This is a genomic window from Paraburkholderia sediminicola (assembly GCF_046027355.1).
In the GTDB taxonomy this organism is placed as follows: domain Bacteria; phylum Pseudomonadota; class Gammaproteobacteria; order Burkholderiales; family Burkholderiaceae; genus Paraburkholderia; species Paraburkholderia sediminicola_B.
In genome coordinates, this window is sequence record NZ_JAQQEK010000006.1 from 333,373 (window position 1) to 351,046 (window position 17,674).

Below are 17,674 nucleotides of genomic sequence, written 5' to 3' on the forward strand. Positions count from 1 at the left end.
TTTGCGGACGCAACAGGAGTGGATATGCGCATCAAACTGATCAACCCGAATACGACCCAACGCATGACGGAAGCGATGGGCCGCTGCGCGCGCGAAGTCGCCGCGCCGGGCACCGAAGTCATCGCGGTGAATCCGACCATGGGGCCGCCGTCGATCGAAGGCTATTACGACGAAGCGCTCGCGACGCCGGGCTTGCTCGCCGAAGTCGCCGCCGGCGAGCGAGAAGGCTGCGACGGTTACGTGATCGCCTGCTTCGGCGATCCCGGTCTGTACGCCGCGCGTGAGCTGGCGCGCGGCCCGGTGATCGGCATTGCCGAGGCGGCCATGCACGCGGCCAGCGTGCTGGCGCCGGGCTTCTCGGTGGTGACCACGCTGGCACGTACGTGCGGCATGGCGTGGCACCTCGCCGAGCGCTACGGCATGAAGCGGTTTTGCCGCAACGTGCGCGCCACCGACGTCGCCGTGCTCGATCTCGACAAGCCGGGCTCGGCGGCGCGTCGCATCATCCTCGACGAGTGCCGGCGCGCGCTCGCGGAAGACGGTTCGGACGCGATTGTGCTCGGCTGCGCGGGCATGGCCGAGCTGTGCGCGGAGATCGAAGACGCGCTCGGCGCGCCGGTGATCGAGGGCGTGACAGCGGCTGTGAAGTGGACCGAGGCGCTGGTCGCGCTGCGTCTCTCGACGGCCAAACGCGGCGATTACGCGCGGCCGCTGGCCAAGCGCTACGACGGCGCGCTGGCATCCTTCAGCCCGACCGACGCTGATCCGAATCCGCTTATGCCGCGCGGTTATGCTGTTATTTCCGCCGCAAATGTGCCGCAAACCGCGGGAACGGCCGATTTATTGCGGGTAAACACTACAGAATCGGGGCCGCACATACATTCAGTCTGACACGCACTATCTGCCCGGGTGTATGGGCGCACCCGGGTGTTTTCGCTACACTGGTCCAACTCGGCGCGGGCTGCCTGAAAGGCTTTTTTCTGCTGCTTTCGGTACTGCTTCTGGTGTTTTTCCACCCGCGCCTGCGTGAGTCGTTTGCACGCAGCACGCAAGCTCACGCCAACGCCACGTGCATGCCACGTGAGTTCCAAGCGAATTTTACGTACCGTCACCACGCATTCGTCAAACCATGCCACTCGACCCGAACTACCCACGCGATCTGATCGGCTACGGCCGCCACCCGGTGCAGGCAAACTGGCCGGGTCGAGCGCGTGTCGCGGTGCAATTCGTCCTGAACTACGAAGAGGGCGGTGAAAACTGCGTGTTGCACGGCGATCCCGGCTCGGAGCAGTTTCTGTCGGAAATCGTCGGCGCCGCGTCTTTTCCGGCGCGCCACATGAGCATGGAGTCGATCTACGAATACGGCTCGCGCGCAGGCGTCTGGCGCATCCTGCGCGAATTCGAAAAGCGCGGCTTGCCGCTCACGGTGTTCGGCGTCGGGATGGCGGTCGAACGGCATCCGGAACTGGCGCGTGCCTTCGTCGAACTCGGGCATGAGATTGCCTGCCACGGGTATCGCTGGATTCACTATCAGGACATGGCGCCGGAGAAAGAAGCGGAGCACATGCGTCTCGGCATGGAAGCGATCGAGCGTGTGACGGGTGAGCGTCCGCTCGGCTGGTACACGGGCCGCGACAGTCCCAACACGCGTCGTCTGGTCGCTGAATATGGCGGTTTCCTGTACGACTCGGACTACTACGGCGACGATCTGCCGTTCTGGATGGACGTCGACGTCACCGGCGGCGCGAAAGTGCCGCAACTGATCGTTCCGTACACGCTTGACACTAACGACATGCGCTTTGCGAGCCCGCAAGGCTTCAACACGGCGGACCACTTCTTCACGTATCTGCGCGACGCATTCGACGTGCTCTACGAAGAAGGCGACGAAGCGCCGAAGATGCTGTCCATCGGCATGCACTGCCGTCTGCTGGGACGCCCTGGGCGTTTCCGCGCGCTGCAACGTTTTCTCGACCATATCGAACAGCACGATCGAGTGTGGGTGACGCGGCGCGTCGATATTGCGCGCCACTGGCGCGAACATCATCCTTACCAACAAAACAACCGCGGGGCTGCGGCATGAAGGCGATGCAATACACTCTGGACCAACTCAACAGCACCTCGACCGACGCGTTCGTGGCAGCGCTGTCGGGCATTTTCGAGCACTCGCCGTGGGTGGCGGAAATCGCCGCGCAGCAACGGCCTTTCGCCAGCATCGACGAGTTGCATCGCAAGATGTCGAACATCGTCGAGACGGCGGGGGAAGAGAAACAACTGGCGTTGATCAACGCCCACCCGGAGCTCGCCGGCAAGGCCGCCGTGCGCGGTGAACTGACGGCCGAATCCACGCGTGAGCAGAGCGGCGCCGGCCTCGCGCAATGCACGCAGGAAGAATTCGACAAGCTGCTCGCGCTGAACGCCGCGTATCGCGAGAAGTTCGGCTTTCCGTTCATCCTCGCCGTGCGCGGCTATGACCGTCACGGCATCATCGCGAACTTCGAGGCGCGTGTGAACAACAGCCGCGCCGACGAACTGCGCGCGAGCCTCGATCAGATCTACCGCATCGCACGTTTCCGGCTCGACGACCTGATCGACGCGTAAGGTTTTGCCGCGCGTCGCGGACCTCGAACCGAAACGTTTTTTCAGCACTGACTAACACTAAGGAAGACAAAGATGGCACTCCCGATTCTCGACCCCAACGCACCGGAATTCACGCGCCGCTATGTGAATCTGGCGGACCCGCGCCTGGGCGCGCAGGCGCTCGAGTCCAGCGACGATTTCTTCGCGCCGAAGGAGCGCATGCTGAATCCGGAGCCGGCCGTCTTCATTCCGGGCAAGTACGACGACAACGGCAAGTGGATGGACGGCTGGGAAACGCGCCGCAAGCGCGCCAACGGCTATGACTGGTGCGTCGTGAAACTGGCGCGGCCGGGCGTGATCAAGGGTCTCGATCTCGACACCAGCCACTTCACGGGCAACTTCCCGCCGGCGGCGTCGGTGGAAGCTGCGAATGTAGTAGACGGCACGCCGAACCAGTCGACGCAATGGACCGAAATCGTGCCGTCGACCACGTTGCAAGGCAATAGCCATCACTATCACGAAGTCAGCGACGCGAACGCGTACACGCATCTGCGCGTGAACATCTATCCGGACGGCGGTATCGCGCGTCTGCGTGTGTATGGTCAACCGCAAGTCGACTGGGCCGGCGCGAGCCGCACGGAGCAGTTCGATCTGGCCGCGATGGAAAACGGCGCGTATCTGGTCGCGGCGAACAACCAGCACTTCGGTGCGGCGTCGACGATCCTGATGCCGGGCCGCGGCGTGAACATGGGCGACGGCTGGGAAACGCGCCGCCGTCGCGAACCGGGCAACGACTGGGCGATCGTCGCACTGGCGCAGCCGGGCGTGATCAGGAAGATCGAAGTCGATACGGCGCACTTCAAGGGCAACTATCCGGACCGCTGCTCGATTCAGGCCGCGTACGTGACGGGCGGCACGGACAGCTCGCTGATCACGCAAGCCATGTTCTGGCCGGTGCTGCTCGGCGAACAGAAGCTGAAGATGGACAACCAGCACTATTTCGAAAGCGAAATCGCGGCACTGGGTCCGGTGACGCACGTGCGCTTCAACATCATTCCGGACGGCGGCGTGTCGCGTCTGCGTCTGTGGGGCACGCTCGCATCATGAAAACGCTCGCGATCGAACCGTTGACGAAGGAAGCGTTCGCCGCGTTCGGCGACGTGATCGAACTCGAAGGCGCGAAGCAGATTCCGATCAACCTCGGCACGACGATTCGCTTTCACGATCTCGCGAAAGTGGACGTCACCGACGAGAACGGCCGCACGCTTGTGAACCTGTTTCGCGGGCAGCCGCGTACGCTGCCGTTCGAAGTGACGATGCTCGAACGGCATCCGCTTGGCAGTCAGGCGTTCGTGCCGCTGAACGACAAGCCGTATCTGGTGGTCGTGGCGCCGGCGGGCGAGCTGGATGCGTCGAAGATTCGTGCGTTCGTGACAAGCGGCTGGCAGGGCGTGAACTATGCGAAGGGCGTGTGGCACCATCCGCTGATCGCGTTGGGCGACGTGAGCGACTTTATCGTTGTCGATCGTGGCGGGGATGGACTCAATCTCAATGAGCAGGATCTTGCGGAGTCGTTGTGGCTCACGGAAGATGCGTTGAGCGCGGTGGCGGTTTGAGTTTTATCGCTATGACATAGCGAGCAGATTGCCTTAAAAAGAACCCACAGCATCACTGATGCTGTGGGTTTTTTGTTTTTGCGGCGAACCACAAAGGTAGCGCGACGCTGTCGTTCCGCGTTTAGCTACGTTTGGCAAGAAGCGGCGAATGCCCGATCACTTCGCGCGCGCGTTCCGCCGGTTCAGGCGCGGAAAAACCCGCGGCCTCGATCGCCGGTTTGAGTCCCTTGAATTGCAGACTCTTCTTCGGCGAGCGCAAGGACGCCATGCCGTCGTCCCAGGCGTGAAGCATGTGCTTCGCGACGGCGTGCCATTGCTGTTCGTTGCGCGCCGCTTCGATCAACTCATGACCGACGGAGACGGCCGAATCGCACAACGCCTCGACCATCTGCGCGTATTGCCGCGGCGCAATACCCATACGCGTGTTGAAGAAACGCTCCAGCGTTTTGCCGGCCGCCCACGTTTTGCGGCCATCGATCGGTAAGCCCGGCGGATTGGCCGCGAAACGCGGGTACGCCTGTGTTGTGACGATGTCGTAGACGGGCGTAAACGCGACATCGTCGACAGACGTATAGAACAACGCCACGTTCTTCGTATGACAGTCCGCGTTGCGTACGACGTAGTTCGTCAGCAGATGCCAGCCAAGATATTCGAGTTGCTGCCGCATGGTGTCGCGATCGAGCAGATAGGCTCGCGCGGCGTTGAGCATTTTCTCGCTGGTCGAGTTGTATTTTTCGTGCGGCGGCAAACCCAATAAACCGCACATGTCCTCGACGCCGTAGGCCGGCAATCCCTGTGCGTCGACGTCGAAGCGTTCGACGATCAGCGCCCGGCCATCGTCCGACATCTGCGTGCGCGCGACCGGCGCGACGCCGAGCCGTTCCAGCACGCGCATGGAGTAGAACTCGTTGAAGCCGAGGAACGGCGTGCTGTCGTCCGAGCCTTTGACAATGTGGCGGCTCGTCCGGATGGTCGGTTTGCCGAGCGGCATCGGCGTGGACGTGCTGGACATGTCGCCTTGCGGCGCGATGAACTTCGGCACGGCGCCCGAGATGGCCGCGCGCGCGTACTCGCGCACGAGCCGCGCGAAATGTTCAGCCGTGTTGTCGCCGTGCAGAATGTCCTGCACGTCGAGCGCTTGCAGTTCCGTGCCCGGCGCGACGCCTTCGGGTGTCACGGTCACGCGGCCGATCCCCATGGCGCCGACCACGGCGAGCAGCGACAGGTCGGTGCCGTCGAGCAGCGGCCCGAATTGCTCGCGAATCAGGTTCAGCAGGTAACCCTCCGGCAGGTTCTGCCGGAAAAACGGATGCAGGTCGCGCGGCCAGCGCCACGCCTCTTCGCGCACCGGCATGGTCAGGCTGACGAAGTCCGCCGCGCTCGCGTCGCGGTTGTATTTGAGGACGTAGTCGTCGCGCTCGCGAAATAACGTGGCGACGTTCTTGCCCAGTACCTGAACGTCGAGCCTCATGAGTTCGCGTCCGGATTGCGTTGTTCGGCGAGGATGTCTTCGAGCGTGCGCCCGTGTCCATGCGCGACGAATTTGAGGTCGTAGCCTGCCGCTTCGAGCAGGCGCACGAGCACGGACACGCTCATATCGTTTTTGGCGAGCGTTTCCATACGCGCGACGGTGGTGCGCGCGACGCCTGCCCGGTGCGCCAGTTCCTCTTGCGACAGATTGCTTTCGCGGCGCACGGCCTTCAGCATGTCCGATACATCGGCGAGGTTAGTCATTTGTAGCCCCACGGCATCAATTTTGACGAATTCGTTCATTATTGTAGCCCATGAGACACAAAATTACCGATGAGATTTGTGCCTTACGGGCTACATTTTGACCGGATTCAGTTATTTTGTAGCTCATGGGCTACAAAATAACTGATGTCGCCTTTGAGGAGTCGGCACCGAGGCGGCCAAAGAAAAGCGGGCTTCCGCTCGCGCGAAAGCCCGCTTCATCTTGCTTCATCCATCGCCGCGCCGGGCAGCACGCCCCGGGCCGGTCATTACTTCACCGCGCCACCTTCGAACCATGCGGCGATCTTCATCCGCTCCTCGTCGGTCATATGCGTCACGTTGCCGAGCGGCATGGCCTTCAGCGTCACCGCTTGCTGATAGATCCGCTGCGCGTTCTGCGAGATTTCATCCGGCGTATCCAGCAGCACGCCGGCCGGGGCGCTGCCCATCATCGTCGGATGCGCGGAGTGGCACGCCACGCAGCGCTGCTGCAGCACCGGTGCGATATCGGCCACCTTGACCGTCGGCGCATTCGCCGCTTGCGCTTGCGGCACGATCGGCTTCGGCATGGTCCAGAAGAGGGCGACGAACATCAGCGCGATGCCAACCAGCGGCAGATACCACAGCACCTGGCCACGGTGACGCATCACGAAGAACTGACGGATCAACGCGCCGGCCAGCATGATGACCAGCAGCACGGCCCAGTTATACGGATGCGTGTAGGTCATCGCGTAGTGGTTCGACAGCATCGCGAACACCACCGGCAACGTGAAATACGTGTTGTGCACCGAGCGTTGCTTGCCGCGCTTGCCGTAGATCGGATTCGGCGTTTCGCCTTTGAGCATGGCGTCGACCATCTTGCGCTGGCCCGGAATGATCACGAAGAACACGTTGGCCGACATGATCGTTGCCAGCATCGCGCCCATGATCAGGTAAGCCGCGCGGCCCGCGAAGATATGGCACGCGAGCCACGCCGCGATCAGCACGTACACGCCGACGCAGATGCCGAGCACCTTGTCCTTGTTGCCGAGGATGCGGCACAGCGAGTCGTACACGATCCAGCCGGCGGCGAGGAAGCCGAGCGCAGAGGCGACGGCGACCACCGGACCCATATCCAGCACGTTCTTGTCGATCAGGTAAGTGCTCGGCGAGAACAGATACAGCACGGTGAAGAGACCGAAGCCCGACAGCCACGTGGTGTACGACGGCCACTTCGACCAGTGCAGATCGTCCGGCATTTCCGGCGGCGCGACGGTGTACTTCTGCATGTTGTAGAAGCCGCCGCCGTGCACGTGCCACAGTTCGCCGAACACGCCGCGCTTGCGCTGGTTCGGGTCTGTCGGCGGTTTCAGGCTGTTGTCGAGCGCGACGAAATAAAACGATTCGCCGATCCATGCAATCGCGGCGATGACGTGGAACCAGCGAATCGCCAGATTCAACCAGTCTGTGATAAAGCCTTCCATGAAACTCCTCCACTTCTGATTCGTTGTACACGCAATGACGTGGCGTGCCTTCTGGTGCCCGGCTGACGGGTCGTTGGCAGGGCAGAACGTCACTGCGCAGACTGCGGGGTGAAGACGCGATGCGCTCAGTTCGCACGGCGCCGTTTTTTATTGGGTCGTCGGTTGGGTCGCGTATGGATCAAATCGGGTCGAGCCGCATGCGTCCGATTGCGTTTCGCGGGTGCTCGCATGCGTCTCCATGAGCATCTGCGCAATGCAATCGAGCGCGACCGGCATGCTGCGCGAACTCGACGTCGCTTTGTCCAACACCTTTCCCATACCTCGTGGCAGACGTCTCCTAGCTGCCGCGATACGTGCTGTACGACCACGGCGACACCAGCAGCGGCACGTGATAGTGCGCGCTGGCATCGGCCACGCCGAAGCGCAACACGACGCGATCAACGAAGCGCGGCTCCGGCACCTTCGTGCCGATCGACGCGAAGTAGTCGCCGGCGCCGAACACGAGTTCGTATTCACCCGCCACTAGCGCGTCGCCTTCGAGCAACGGCTGGTCGCAACGACCGTCGTCATTGGTGAGGGTGGTTTTGAGCGCGCGGCGCGTATCGCCTGAGAGCGCGAAGAGTTCGACCTTGATGCCCGCGCCGGGACGGCCGTTCGCGGTGTCGAGCACGTGGGTAGTGAGCTTTCCCATTCGCAATTTTCCTTATGTGAATGCGAGGTTTCGGCGGCAGCCCGATCCAGATACGTTTGCGGCGGATCGAGGCTCCACGTCAGTGGCTACATACCCGTCGGCGAATTGAAGCGAGCGCCGTGACAGCCATTGTAAAAAGGTTGTTCCGTTCAGCGCGCGCGAGATAGGAAAGATAATAGCTGGCGCATGACGGATAGCCTGCTGAAAGCCGCAACGACTCGATTCCTTCGACTATTACAGCGCATTTGCCTTACCGGGGATCGTACCGGCGCCAAAAAAGGCCCACTATATCGACGGCGTGAACTTGGGTATCGCATTGGCGTGAGTTGTCAGCATTATTTTGGCCGTCGAAGGTTACGTCTGTGCGTTGCAGCAAACGCGAATCGACGACGATTCAGCCGCGGCGCACACCCGAAGACGGCGGATACACGCTGGGTAACCGGGCCAACGGCGTTCGACGAGACGCGGCGGCACGGTAGCGTGCCGTCACATCGCGTTCGAACGGCTTTGCACGGAAGCAATGAAGCGGAGAAACGAATGACGATGGAACAAGCGGCTAACAAGCCCAGGAAAACGATGTTGGTGAAGCACGCGGACGTGCTGGTCACGATGGACGGCGCCCGGCGCGAACTGCGCGACGGCGGCCTGTATATCGAGGACAACCGCATCGTCGCGGTCGGACCGACGGCGGAATTGCCGCAAACCGCCGACAAAGTGCTGGACATGCGCGGGCATCTGGTGATTCCGGGCCTCGTGAACACGCACCACCACATGTATCAGAGCCTCACACGCGCGATTCCCGCCGCGCAGAACGCCGAACTGTTCGGCTGGCTGACCAGCCTCTACAAGGTGTGGGCGAACCTCACGCCGGAGATGATCGAAGTCTCGACGTTGACAGCCATGGCCGAGCTGTTGCTGTCCGGTTGCACGACTTCGAGCGACCATCTGTATATCTATCCGAACGGCAGCCGTCTCGACGACAGCATCGCGGCGGCGCGCCGGATCGGCATGCGTTTTCACGCGGCGCGCGGCAGCATGAGTGTGGGGCAGAAAGACGGCGGCCTGCCGCCGGATTCGGTGGTCGAACGTGAGGCGGACATTCTGAAGGACACGCAGCGGCTGATCGAGACGTACCACGACGAAGGGCGTTACGCGATGCTGCGCGTGGTGGTCGCGCCATGCTCGCCGTTCTCGGTGAGCCGCGATCTGATGCGTGAATCGGCGGTCATGGCGCGGCAGTATGGAGTGTCGATGCATACGCACCTGGCGGAGAACGTCAACGACATCGCGTATAGCCGCGAGAAGTTCGGCATGACGCCGGCAGAGTACGCGGAAGACCTCGGCTGGGTCGGTCGCGACGTGTGGCATGCGCACTGCGTGCAACTCGATGACGCGGGCATCGAACTGTTCGCGCGCACCGGCACCGGCGTCGCGCATTGTCCGTGTTCGAACATGCGGCTCGCGTCGGGCATCGCGCCGGTCAGGCGCATGCGTCTGGCGGGCGTGCCGGTGGGTCTGGGCGTCGACGGATCGGCGTCGAACGACGGCGCGCAGATGGTCGCCGAAGTGCGTCAGGCGCTGCTATTGCAGCGAGTCGGCTTCGGGCCGGATGCAATGACCGCGCGCGAGGCGTTGGAAATCGCGACGCTCGGCGGCGCGAAGGTGCTCAATCGCGACGACATCGGCGCATTGGCGCCCGGCATGGCGGCGGATTTCGTGTCGTTCGATTTGCGTCAACCGCTGTTCGCGGGCGCGTTGCATGACCCGGTCGCGGCGCTCGTGTTCTGCGCGCCGTCGCAAGTGAGCTATAGCGTGATCGGCGGCAAGGTGGTTGTGAAGGAAGGACAGTTGACGACGCTGGAACTCGGACCGGTCATCGAGCAGCACAACCGGTTGGCGAAGACGCTTTACGAAGCTGCGGCGTAACGGAAGAGAGCAGGGTTATCGGTGATGAGACGCACAGCGCCGCCGATAACCCACAAACGCAAAGACTTTAAGGCTTGTCGATCAACGTCTTGGTCGCTTCGGCGACCAGACTGCGCAGCCAGCGCACTTCGTCGGAGTAATGCACGCGCTCGTGCCACAACTGGTAGTACTGCATCGGCGGGAAATCGAGCGGTGCGGGCACGACCGTGAGCGGCAGGAACTTGGCGTAGTAATCGGCAAAGAGGCGCGTCGTCGTGAAGATCAGATCGGACTTGATCAGCACGTACGGCGCCAGATTGAAGTACGGCAACGTCACGACCACATGACGCTTTAACCGCTCGCGCGCGAGATGCACGTCGATCGCGCCGCGCTGGCCCACCGAATAAGGAGTAGGCGCGAGATGCGGCGCGTTCAGATACTGGTCGAGCGTGAGCCCGCCGCGTTTGGCGAACGGATGCGTGTTGCTCATCAGGCAAACGATCTGATCGACGAACAGGTTCGACAGGTGCAACTGCTCCGGCGGCTCCGGCCAGTTGCCGACCACGATGTCGAGCTTGCCGTCCTCGAGCGCGAGTTCGTAGTCGAAGGCCGGCCCGAGCGAGTGAAACTCGAGCGTCGCGTTCGGCGCGGCCTGGCGAAAGCGTTCGACCACCGTCGGCACGAACAGCACGTTCAGGTAGTCCGGGCAGCCGATCCGGTAGCAACGGATGGAAGTGGCCGGATCGAAGTTGTGCTGCTGGAACTTGATGCGTTCGATCTCGCGCAGCGCGTTCTGCACTGGTTCGAGCAGGCGCAGGCCGTATTCCGTCGGCACCATGCCGGATTTGCCGCGCACCAGCAGCGGGTCGCCGGTGATGTCGCGCAAACGGCGCAGCGCCGCGCTGATGGCGGGTTGCGATTGATTCAGTTTGACGGCCGCGCGCGTGACGCTGCGTTCCATCAACAGGGTGTGCAAGACGCGTAATAGATACGTATCGATCGCCTCGCGTTGCTGACTCATGACTTCTCCGAAATATATGTTCTGGCTGATCGAACGGGCATGGGGGTATATGACTTTTAATATGAACGAAAAGCCGCGTCAAGAGTGGGATACCCGCAGAGCGCGCTGCGGCGCGGGTTTGCGGGGAATTTTGGCGGCTCGACTGACCGGGTCGAATTAGGTATTGTCATCCGGTTGTGGTGACGGATCGGCCGCCGGCAAGGTGGACGGACGCGCTGTAACCGGCAGTCACTGACGTACTACGGAATCACATGAGCGACTCTTCTTATAGCGACGGCGCCGCCGCGCAGCCGGCAGACAGGCCGGAACAGGCGGCGCCCCGGTTGGTGCTTCAGGGCATCACCAAACAATACCCGGCCGTGCGAGCCAACGACGACGTCACGTTGATCGTCGCCCCGGGCGAAATCCATGCCGTGCTCGGCGAAAATGGCGCCGGTAAAAGCACGCTGATGAAAATCATCTACGGCGCGGTGCGGCCCGACGCCGGCGAGATCCGCTGGGAAGGCCAGACGGTCGAGATCGCCAGCCCGGCGGCGGCGCGCAAGTTGGGCATCGGCATGGTGTTCCAGCACTTTTCGCTGTTCGAGACGCTCACGGTCGGCGAAAACATCGCGCTCGCGCTCGACGAACCCTTCGATCTGAAGACGCTGTCCAAGCGCATCCGCGAAGTCTCGGCCGATTACGGCCTCGATATCGACCCGCAGCGTCACGTGCATAGCCTGACGGTGGGCGAGCGGCAACGCGTCGAGATCGTGCGTTGCCTGCTGCAGAACCCGCGTCTGCTGATCATGGACGAGCCGACTTCGGTGCTGACTCCGCAAGCGGTCCGCAAGCTGTTCGAGACGCTGCGGCGGCTCGCTGCCGAAGGCTGCAGCATTCTCTACATCAGCCACAAGCTCGATGAAATCCAGGAACTGTGCGACACCGCCACAGTGATGCGCGGCGGCCGCGTGACCGGTCACGTCAAGCCGAAGGGCGAAACCCACGCGTCGCTCGCGCAATTGATGGTCGGCCATTCGCTGCCGGATTACACGCGGCGCGAACACAATCCCGGCGCGGTGCTGCTCGACGTGAAGCAACTCTCAGTGGAAAGCGACGACCCGTTTGGCACTTCGCTGCGTGACGTGTCGTTCGGCGTGCATGCGGGCGAGATCTTCGGCATCGCGGGCGTCTCGGGTAATGGGCAGGCGGAGCTGCTGTCGGCGCTGTCGGGCGAAAAGCGCGGCGTGCGCGCCGACGCCGTCACGATTTGCGGCAAGGCGGCAGGGCGCCTCGGCGCGGGCGGCCGGCGAGCGCTCGGCTTCGGCTTCGTGCCGGAAGAGCGCCTCGGCCGCGGCGCGGTGCCGGCCATGACGCTGTCGGAAAACGCGCTGCTCACCGCGCATCGTCAGCAGATGGTGAACTCGGGCTGGATCAAGGCGGGCGCGATGCGCGCGTTTGCGAAGCGCTGCATCGAGGCTTTCGACGTGCGCTGCGGCGGCGCCGAAGCGCTCGCGCAAAGTCTGTCGGGTGGCAATCTGCAGAAATACATCATGGGACGCGAGATTCTCCAGGCGCCCAAGGTGCTGGTGGTCGCGCAGCCCACGTGGGGCGTCGACGTCGGCGCGGCGGCGTTCATTCGCCAGCAGTTGCTCGATCTGTCCGCGCGCGGCGTGGCGATTCTGGTGATCTCGGAGGAGTTAGAAGAGTTGTTCGACATCTGCGATCGCATCGCGGTGCTCGCAGGCGGCAGACTCTCGCCGGTGCGCGCCACGGGGGCGACCAACGCCGAGGAAATCGGCCGCTGGATGGCAGGCCTGTTCGGCGATCGCGAGGGCGCATCGCCTTCGGCGGAACAACCGGCGCATGCCTGAGCCGGCGTCTGTCTCGCGAATACGCGTGACGGCGCCCGGCATCAGAACCAGAACCATATAGATCACACGCTACCCATGATTCTTCCGTATCGACTCGAAGCACGCACGACGCCCTCGCGCACCATGCAGATTGCCGTGCCGTTGATCGCCGCGTTGCTCACACTCGCGATCGGCTTTCTGATCTTCAGCCTCGTCGGCCGCGATCCGCTGCAGGCGATGCACGCGTTTTTCATCGAGCCGCTGTCCAGCGTGAACGGCTGGTCCGAACTGCTGTTGAAGGCGTCGCCGTTGTGCCTGATCGGCCTAGGTCTTGCCATCGGCTATCGCGCCAATGTCTGGAACATCGGCGCCGAAGGGCAGATGCTGCTCGGCGGCATCGCCGCGAGCGGCGTCGCGATCTATTTCGATCAGGCCACCGGCTGGTGGATTTTGCCGACCATGATGATCGCCGGCGTGCTCGGCGGCATGGCGTGGGCGGCGATTCCGGCGCTGCTCAAAAGCCGCTTCAACACCAACGAGATTCTCGTCAGCCTGATGCTCACGTACGTGGCGACGCAACTGCTGATCTACCTGGTGAGCGGCCCGTGGCGCGATCCGCAGGGCATGAACTTTCCGCTTTCGGAGATGTTCAGCGGCGACGCGCTTTATCCGACCTTCTCCGGCGACTGGCACTGGAAATGGCTGCGCGGCACGCGTCTGAACGCATCGGTATTCGTCACGCTGATCGCGATTCCGCTCGTGTGGGTCTTCATGCGCAAGAGCTTCGCGGGCTACCGCATGAACGTCGGCGGTCTCGCGCCGCTCGCTGCGCGCTACGCCGGTTTCTCCGACAAGAAGACTATCTGGACGTCGCTGCTGATCAGCGGCGGCCTCGCGGGCCTCGCCGGCATGGGCGAGATCTCCGGTCCGATCGGCCAGTTGCAGGCCACGTGGTCGCCGGGTTACGGCTTCACCGCCATCATCGTCGTGTTCGTGGGACGGCTGCATCCGATCGGCATCGTGCTCGCGAGCCTGCTGATGGCGCTGCTGTATCTCGGCGGCGAAGCGGTGCAGACCTCGATGCAACTGCCGCAGGCGCTTTCCGGCGTGTTCCAGGGGCTGTTGCTGTTCTGCCTGCTGGGTGCCGACCTGTTCGTGAACTACCGTGTGCGCCGCCGGACGCTGGCCGCGCAGGTTCATTGATCAGCTCTCTGATATTCGCTCACTGATTTATCGCCGGATCCACATGGACATTCAACAAGCCAGCTCGCTCACGTCGAGCGCCGTCACCGCCGCGATTCCGCTGATGTTCGCGGGCGCGGGCGAACTCGTCACCGAAAAATCGGGTGTCCTCAACCTCGGCGTCGAAGGCATGATGCTGATGGGTGCCGTGACCGGCTACGCGGTCACCGCGATCACCGGCAACCCGTGGCTCGGCGTGCTCGCCGCGATCGGCGCCGGTCTCGCGATGTCGCTGCTGTTCGCGTTTCTCACGCTCACCATGCTTGCCAATCAGGTTGCCACTGGCCTCTCGCTGACGATCTTCGGCATCGGCCTCTCGGCGTATGTCGGCAAGCCCTACACGTCGGCTGCGGTGCGCGCGACCATCGACACGTGGACGATTCCCGGCCTCTCGAAGATTCCGGTGCTCGGTCCCGCGTTTTTCAGCCTCACGCCGCTCGATTACCTCGCGTTCCTGATGTTCGCCGTGATCGGCTGGTTCCTGTACCGCACGCGCGCGGGCCTCGTGCTGCGCTCGGTCGGCGAATCGCCGCAGGTGGCGCACTCGGTCGGCTTTCCGGTGGTCGGCGTGCGCTACGGCGCGGTGGCGTTCGGCGGCGGCATGGCCGGGCTTGCGGGCGGCTACTACTCGATCGTCAACCTGCACTTGTGGCAGGAGCAGCTCACCTCGGGTCGCGGCTGGATCGCGCTCGCGCTGGTTGTTTTCGCGACGTGGCGCCCAGGGCGACTGCTGATCGGCGCGCTGCTGTTCGGCGCCGTGACCGGCCTGCAGTTCTACGCGCAGGCGATCGGCGTGCCGGTGCCGACGCAATTTCTCGCGATGCTGCCGTACGTCGCGACGGTCGTCGTGCTGGTGCTGATCTCGCGCAATCCGAACACGATCCGTCTGAATGCGCCCGCGTCACTGGGCAAACCGTTTTTCTCGGCGGGCTGACCGACCATCGACCCCACGATTCACATCATTCGATAAACACGACAGGAGAAAACATGAAGAGAAGAAATCTGCTGACCGCTTTCGCTTGGGGCGCGGCCTCGCTGGCGCTCGCCACGCCGTTCGCGCAAAGCGCGCAGGCCGCCGATGCGCCGGGCGTCGCGTTTGTCTACCTAGGCAATCCGGGCGACGCCGGCTGGACTTTCGCGCACGATCAGGGCTCGAAGGAAGCGGAAGCGAAGTTCGGCAGCAAGATCAAGATCACGCGCATCGAAAACGTGCCGGAATCGGCCGACTCCGAGCGCGTGTTCCGCGATCTGGCGAACAAGGGCAACAAGATCATCATCGGTTCGAGCTTCGGCTACCAGGATTTCGAACTGAAGGTCGCGAAGGATTTCCCGGACACCGTTTTCCTGCACGCAACCGGCTACAAGAAAGCGCCGAACTTCGGCACCTACGACGTGCGCATGTACCAGGGCGCATACCTGGCCGGCGTCGCCGCGGGCTACGTGACGAAGACCAACACGCTCGGCTTCGTGGCGTCGGTGCCGATTCCCGAAGTGATCCGCAACATCAACGCGTACACGCTCGGCGCGCGCTCGGTGAATCCGAAGGTGCACACCAAGGTCATCTGGATCAACAGCTGGTTCGATCCGGGCAAGGAAAAGCAGGCGGCTGAAACGCTGATCGGCCAGGGCGCCGATGTGCTGCTGCAAAACACCGATTCGAGCGCCACGCTCGCCACGGCGTCGGCCAAGCACGTGCACGCGTTTGGCTGGGATTCGGACATGAAGAAGTTCGGTCCTGACGCGCACCTCGGTTCGGTGGTCGCGCATTGGGGCGTGTATTACAACGCGGCGATCCAGCAGGTGCTGGACGGCAAGTGGAAGAACGATCCGGTGTGGTGGGGCATTCCGCAGAAAGCCGTCAACCTCGAAGATCTGAACACCTCCGCGATTTCGGCTGACGCGCAAAAGCAGGTCGCGGCCAAGCGCGACGAGCTGGCGGGCGGCAAGTGGGACGTGTTCACGGGTCCGCTGAAGGATCAGTCCGGCGCGGTGAAGGTGCCGGCCGGCAAGACGCTGACCGATCCGGAACTGCAACGCCTGAACTGGTATGTGGAAGGCGTGGACGGCACGTTGCCCAAGTAACGCTGTCAAAAGGTCGACCAGTCGGCGGTCTCAGCAACCGCTGCTTTAAGGAGCTGCGTCCAGCATGGACGCAGCTTTTTTTTTCGCCTTGGGTTTTAGCACGCCGACGGCCAGGCTGCTGACGCGTCAGTCGATGCGCAAGCCGACCTTGATAGTCACCTGCCAGTACGCCACCTTGTCGTTTTCGATCTGGCCCCGCGTTTCCGTCACTTCGAACCAGTGCAGATTGCGCAGCGTCTTCGACGCTTTCGCGATTGCCGTACTGACGGCGTCATCGCTCGATTTGGTCGACGAGCCGGTCAGTTCGATTTGTTTGTAGACGTGTTCGGACATGGACTTCCTCCTTTGATCTTCGTTGGTGTTCAAAAAGTATAGGCAACGAGAAGCGCCGCAAACGGCCTTTGCATGAGCGAGTCATGTCGCACATGCCGTGCCCGGTATGCCGTCGCGAGACGCCGCCGTTATCATGTCCGCGCAACTCAATCTGACATGCGACGAGGTTCGAAAGTGGAAATTGGTTTTTGCGGTCCTGGTTTGATGGGCGCGCCGATGATCCGGCATCTGCTGCGCGCGGGGCATACGGTGCATGTCTGGAATCGCACTCGGGCCAAGGCGGAAGTGCTGCTGGCGGACGGCGCCCAAGTGGTCGACACGCCGCGCGAACTTGCCGCACGGTGTGAAGCCGTGCTGCTGTGCGTCGCGGACGCGGCGGCGGTGGAAGAGACCGTGTTCGGCGCCGCCGGCCTTCTGGGCGCGGACACGCCCGTCTCTGGCCGGTTGCGCTGGATTGTCGATCACTCCAGCATCCCGCCGGCCGCCACGCGTGCATTCGCGCAGCGCGCAGCGGCGCTGACGGCGGTTCGCGCGGACGCAGGCGCAGGCGCAGGCGCAGGAGAGGGCGAGGGCGAGGGCGAGGCGGTCGGCAGCGTCGGCTGGATCGACGCGCCGGTCTCAGGCGGCGTGGCCGGCGCGACGGCCGGCACGCTGGCGGTCATGGCGGGCGGCGCCGCAGCGGACGTCGAAGCCGTCAAACCCGTGCTCAGCGCCTACGCGGCGCGTGTCACGCACATGGGCGAGGTCGGCGCGGGCCAGACCGCCAAGCTGTGCAATCAGGCCATCGTCACCGCGACGCTGGCGGCAATTGCCGAGGCGGTGAGCCTCGCCCAGCGCAGCGGCCTCGACGCTTCCCGGCTGACTGAAGGTCTGGCCGGCGGCTGGGCCGACTCGGTGCTGCTGCAGACGTTCGTACCGCGCATGACGCAAAGCGGCCTCGCGCCGATCGGCGCGTTTCGGACCTTTCAGAAAGACATCGACACGGTGGCGGCGACCGCGTACGAAACGGGCACACCGATGCCGGTGTCGTCGACGGTCCAGCAATTGCTGCGGCTCGGCGCGGCGATGGGGCTCGGCGAGGCCGACCTGTCGGCCTTCATCGACGTTTTGCAGACGCCGCGCGGCACCCAGAGCCGGTAGCGCGACGGGCGCGCGGGTTGAATTCGCGATAACCTGCTAAA

17 protein-coding genes are annotated in these 17,674 nt (G+C 63.3%); 11 read left to right on the forward strand and 6 right to left on the reverse strand.

Features of this window, described 5'->3' with window-relative positions; genetic code table 11:
• The first annotated feature begins 24 nt into the window (after positions 1-24).
• The 5 genes from PQR42_RS13670 (at position 25) to PQR42_RS13690 (ending at position 4,193) form a co-directional block, all read left to right on the forward strand.
• Entirely contained in the window at positions 25-891 is an 867-nt protein-coding gene (locus PQR42_RS13670; RefSeq protein ID WP_408384279.1) for an aspartate/glutamate racemase family protein, read from the forward strand.
• 238 nt (positions 892-1,129) lie between these two features.
• On the forward strand, positions 1,130-2,080 hold the full coding sequence (gene puuE / locus PQR42_RS13675; protein WP_408204292.1) for an allantoinase PuuE: 951 nt from the start codon (positions 1,130-1,132) through the stop codon (positions 2,078-2,080).
• Entirely contained in the window at positions 2,077-2,598 is a 522-nt protein-coding gene (uraD, locus tag PQR42_RS13680) for a 2-oxo-4-hydroxy-4-carboxy-5-ureidoimidazoline decarboxylase (RefSeq protein WP_408176129.1), read from the forward strand. The genes puuE and uraD overlap by 4 nt, the downstream gene beginning before the upstream one ends.
• 72 nt (positions 2,599-2,670) lie before the next feature.
• Positions 2,671-3,684: an allantoicase gene (alc, locus tag PQR42_RS13685; protein ID WP_408204293.1), complete on the forward strand. Its 1,014-nt coding sequence runs from the start codon at positions 2,671-2,673 to the stop codon at positions 3,682-3,684.
• On the forward strand, positions 3,681-4,193 hold the full coding sequence (locus PQR42_RS13690; RefSeq protein WP_408384277.1) for an ureidoglycolate lyase: 513 nt from the start codon (positions 3,681-3,683) through the stop codon (positions 4,191-4,193). Before alc ends, PQR42_RS13690 begins: the two co-directional genes overlap by 4 nt.
• 121 nt (positions 4,194-4,314) lie before the next feature.
• On the opposite strand, the gene PQR42_RS13695 is transcribed toward PQR42_RS13690, so the two are convergent.
• From PQR42_RS13695 to uraH, 4 genes are all read right to left on the reverse strand, one after another.
• The gene (locus tag PQR42_RS13695) at positions 4,315-5,664 is read right to left on the reverse strand and encodes a type II toxin-antitoxin system HipA family toxin (RefSeq protein WP_408384275.1); all 1,350 of its coding nucleotides are present in this window, start codon (positions 5,662-5,664) and stop codon (positions 4,315-4,317) included.
• Positions 5,661-5,927 (reverse strand): helix-turn-helix domain-containing protein, encoded by a 267-nt coding sequence (locus PQR42_RS13700; RefSeq protein WP_011488637.1) that lies wholly within the window; start codon positions 5,925-5,927, stop codon positions 5,661-5,663. Before PQR42_RS13700 ends, PQR42_RS13695 begins: the two co-directional genes overlap by 4 nt.
• 266 nt (positions 5,928-6,193) lie before the next feature.
• A complete protein-coding gene (locus PQR42_RS13705; protein WP_408204296.1) occupies positions 6,194-7,387 on the reverse strand; it encodes a urate hydroxylase PuuD in 1,194 nt (397 codons plus the stop codon).
• A gap of 337 nt (positions 7,388-7,724) precedes the next feature.
• Positions 7,725-8,078, reverse strand: a complete 354-nt coding sequence (gene uraH, locus PQR42_RS13710; protein ID WP_095419140.1) for a hydroxyisourate hydrolase — start codon at positions 8,076-8,078, stop codon at positions 7,725-7,727.
• Positions 8,079-8,615: 537 nt separating this feature from the next.
• On the opposite strand from uraH, the gene PQR42_RS13715 reads away from it, so the two are divergent.
• Positions 8,616-10,004 carry an 8-oxoguanine deaminase gene (locus PQR42_RS13715; protein ID WP_408384273.1) on the forward strand — a complete coding sequence of 463 codons (1,389 nt, stop codon included), beginning with the start codon at positions 8,616-8,618 and terminating at the stop codon, positions 10,002-10,004.
• Between the two features lie 67 nt (positions 10,005-10,071).
• Here the strand turns inward: PQR42_RS13715 and PQR42_RS13720 are convergent, their stop codons facing one another.
• Positions 10,072-11,004, reverse strand: coding sequence for a LysR substrate-binding domain-containing protein (locus PQR42_RS13720; RefSeq protein WP_074764203.1), 933 nt, complete (start codon positions 11,002-11,004; stop codon positions 10,072-10,074).
• 251 nt (positions 11,005-11,255) lie between these two features.
• Between PQR42_RS13720 and PQR42_RS13725 the strand changes: the two genes are divergently transcribed.
• The 4 genes from PQR42_RS13725 to PQR42_RS13740 all read left to right on the forward strand — a co-directional run bounded on the left by PQR42_RS13725 (position 11,256) and on the right by PQR42_RS13740 (position 16,160).
• Positions 11,256-12,857: an ABC transporter ATP-binding protein gene (locus PQR42_RS13725; protein ID WP_408204298.1), complete on the forward strand. Its 1,602-nt coding sequence runs from the start codon at positions 11,256-11,258 to the stop codon at positions 12,855-12,857.
• Positions 12,858-12,932: 75 nt separating this feature from the next.
• Positions 12,933-14,039 (forward strand): ABC transporter permease, encoded by a 1,107-nt coding sequence (locus PQR42_RS13730; protein ID WP_408204299.1) that lies wholly within the window; start codon positions 12,933-12,935, stop codon positions 14,037-14,039.
• Positions 14,040-14,082: 43 nt separating this feature from the next.
• On the forward strand, positions 14,083-15,012 hold the full coding sequence (locus PQR42_RS13735; RefSeq protein ID WP_091793648.1) for an ABC transporter permease: 930 nt from the start codon (positions 14,083-14,085) through the stop codon (positions 15,010-15,012).
• Between the two features lie 53 nt (positions 15,013-15,065).
• On the forward strand, positions 15,066-16,160 hold the full coding sequence (locus PQR42_RS13740) for a BMP family ABC transporter substrate-binding protein (protein WP_408204300.1): 1,095 nt from the start codon (positions 15,066-15,068) through the stop codon (positions 16,158-16,160).
• A gap of 126 nt (positions 16,161-16,286) precedes the next feature.
• On the opposite strand, the gene PQR42_RS13745 is transcribed toward PQR42_RS13740, so the two are convergent.
• Complete coding sequence (locus PQR42_RS13745; RefSeq protein WP_012433313.1) at positions 16,287-16,493, reverse strand: dodecin; 207 nt, start codon at positions 16,491-16,493, stop codon at positions 16,287-16,289.
• Between the two features lie 156 nt (positions 16,494-16,649).
• Between PQR42_RS13745 and PQR42_RS13750 the strand changes: the two genes are divergently transcribed.
• Positions 16,650-17,633 (forward strand): NAD(P)-dependent oxidoreductase, encoded by a 984-nt coding sequence (locus PQR42_RS13750; RefSeq protein WP_408493649.1) that lies wholly within the window; start codon positions 16,650-16,652, stop codon positions 17,631-17,633.
• Positions 17,634-17,674 lie beyond the last annotated feature (41 nt).